This window comes from Comamonas badia DSM 17552 (genome assembly GCF_000484635.1).
GTDB lineage: Bacteria > Pseudomonadota > Gammaproteobacteria > Burkholderiales > Burkholderiaceae_C > Comamonas_C > Comamonas_C badia.
In genome coordinates this window covers 1-1605 of record NZ_AXVM01000024.1, presented here as the reverse complement: position 1 = coordinate 1605, position 1605 = coordinate 1, and the positions used below count along the sequence as shown (strand labels likewise).

The following is a 1605-nucleotide window of genomic DNA, read 5'->3' as shown; positions in this document are numbered from 1 at the left end:
TGCGGGGCGGGTGGGCGAAGCGGGCGCGGTTGCCGGCCAGCCAGTGCTCGAAGGTCTTGCGGAAAAACGGGCGGGGCATGGCTCGGGCGCTTGCCTTTTGATGAAAAACATGAGTCAAACTGGCCTTCAGCGCTTATGCAGCAAGCGCTGGCAGCTATCAAAAATGAGTTTCTACGCCACCGCCATCACCCGGCGCAAAAAGCCCTCGAACAGCACGCCCACCTCGGGTGTACGGATAGCGCTCCGCCGCAATCAGTCATGCAAAAAAAGTAAGCTAAATCGACATTCAGAGCTCATCCAACAATCGTTTAAAGCTATCAAAAATAATTCGAACACCTCGCACATAATTATCATTTCGCTCCACCGAACTATTTATTAGATGTACAATCAACCATGCTGACCGTGGTCGAAACCCCTACTTACCTGCGTAGCATTGCTGGGCTTTGGACGAACGACGAGGCCATGGCCATCGTGGACTTTCTGGTCAGCCAGCCTGACGCTGGAGATGTGATCCCCGGCACCAATGGCCTGCGCAAGCTGCGCTGGCAACGTGCGGGCATGGGGCGGCGCGGCGGCGCGCGGGTGATCTACTTCCAACGGCTGGCCAGCGGCCAGATCGTGCTGCTGATCGGCTACGCAAAAGCCAAGTTCGACGACCTGCCCCGCGAATACCTCGCCCGATTGAAGGAGCTTTACGATGCCTAAAAACTCGAAGCAGCCCGACGCCGAAATGCTGCAATTCATGGCCGACCTGGAGCAAAGCATCCAGGAAGCCCAAAGCGGCCAGTTTGCCCGCGTACACACGCCCGAGCAGATCATGGCGCGCCGCAAGGCAGGCCGCCCGGTTGGCAGCGTGCAGGCCACCCACAGGCTTCCCACCACCTTGCGCCTGGATGAAGAAACGCTGGCCCGCTGGCGCGCCTCCGGCAAAGGCTGGCAAACACGCGCAGCCGCCGTGCTTGCACAACACGCCCCGTAGACGCGGGCAGGCTGGGCCAGCGGCTGGCGAAGACCTTCCCGCCTGCATCGGGTGATGAATACAGGCCAAATCAGTCCAAAAACCTTATGCGGTAAGCATTAGTTACTATCAGAACAGAAGCTCCTACGATGGCCTCATCACCCGGCGCAAAAAGCCCTCGAACAGCACGCCCACCTGGGGCAGCACGCTTTTCAGGCGGTGGTCGCCGTCCAGCACGTGCAGCGCGGCGCTGTGGGTCTGCGCGAAGCGGATGCCGTGGGCCACGGGGATGACCGCATCGCGCCAGCCAAAGACGACGCAGGTTTCGGGCGCGCCGGGCGCGGGCTCCTGCACCGCGTAGCCGGGCATGTAGAAGGCGGGCGCCATCAGGAACAGGCCGTGCGCGGCCATGCCCTGCGAGGCCACGGTGGACACATAGCCGCCCATGCTGGAGCCCGCCAGCACCAGCCGGTCGTGCACGGGTAGCGGCATGGCCCGCAGGCGGGCCACGCGGGCGTCGGGGTCGGGCAGGTCGCCGTAGTCCGGGCTCAAGGCCTGCGCGCCCAGGCGCTCGGCGATGGCGGCCAGGTGCTTGATCTTGGAACCCCAGGGGCCGGATTCCTTGCCGTGGGCAAAAAGGACGAGGG

At 62.8% G+C, this 1605-nt stretch carries 4 protein-coding genes; 3 read left to right on the top strand and 1 reads right to left on the bottom strand.

Annotated elements, in window-relative coordinates; translation table 11 throughout:
- The 3 genes from K320_RS19290 to K320_RS0117865 all read left to right on the top strand — a co-directional run.
- A partial coding sequence (locus K320_RS19290) for a hypothetical protein (protein WP_169730062.1) occupies positions 1–379 on the top strand: 379 nt, incomplete at its 5' end.
- A 14-nt stretch (positions 380–393) separates the two neighbouring features.
- Positions 394–705, top strand: coding sequence for a hypothetical protein (locus K320_RS0117870; RefSeq protein WP_024540142.1), 312 nt, complete (start codon positions 394–396; stop codon positions 703–705).
- A complete protein-coding gene (locus tag K320_RS0117865; RefSeq protein WP_034343956.1) occupies positions 698–979 on the top strand; it encodes a BrnA antitoxin family protein in 282 nt (93 codons plus the stop codon). Before K320_RS0117870 ends, K320_RS0117865 begins: the two co-directional genes overlap by 8 nt.
- Positions 980–1102: 123 nt before the next feature.
- Here the strand turns inward: K320_RS0117865 and K320_RS19285 are convergent.
- The coding region (locus K320_RS19285; protein WP_024540140.1) for an alpha/beta hydrolase at positions 1103–1605 on the bottom strand (503 nt) is incomplete at its 5' end.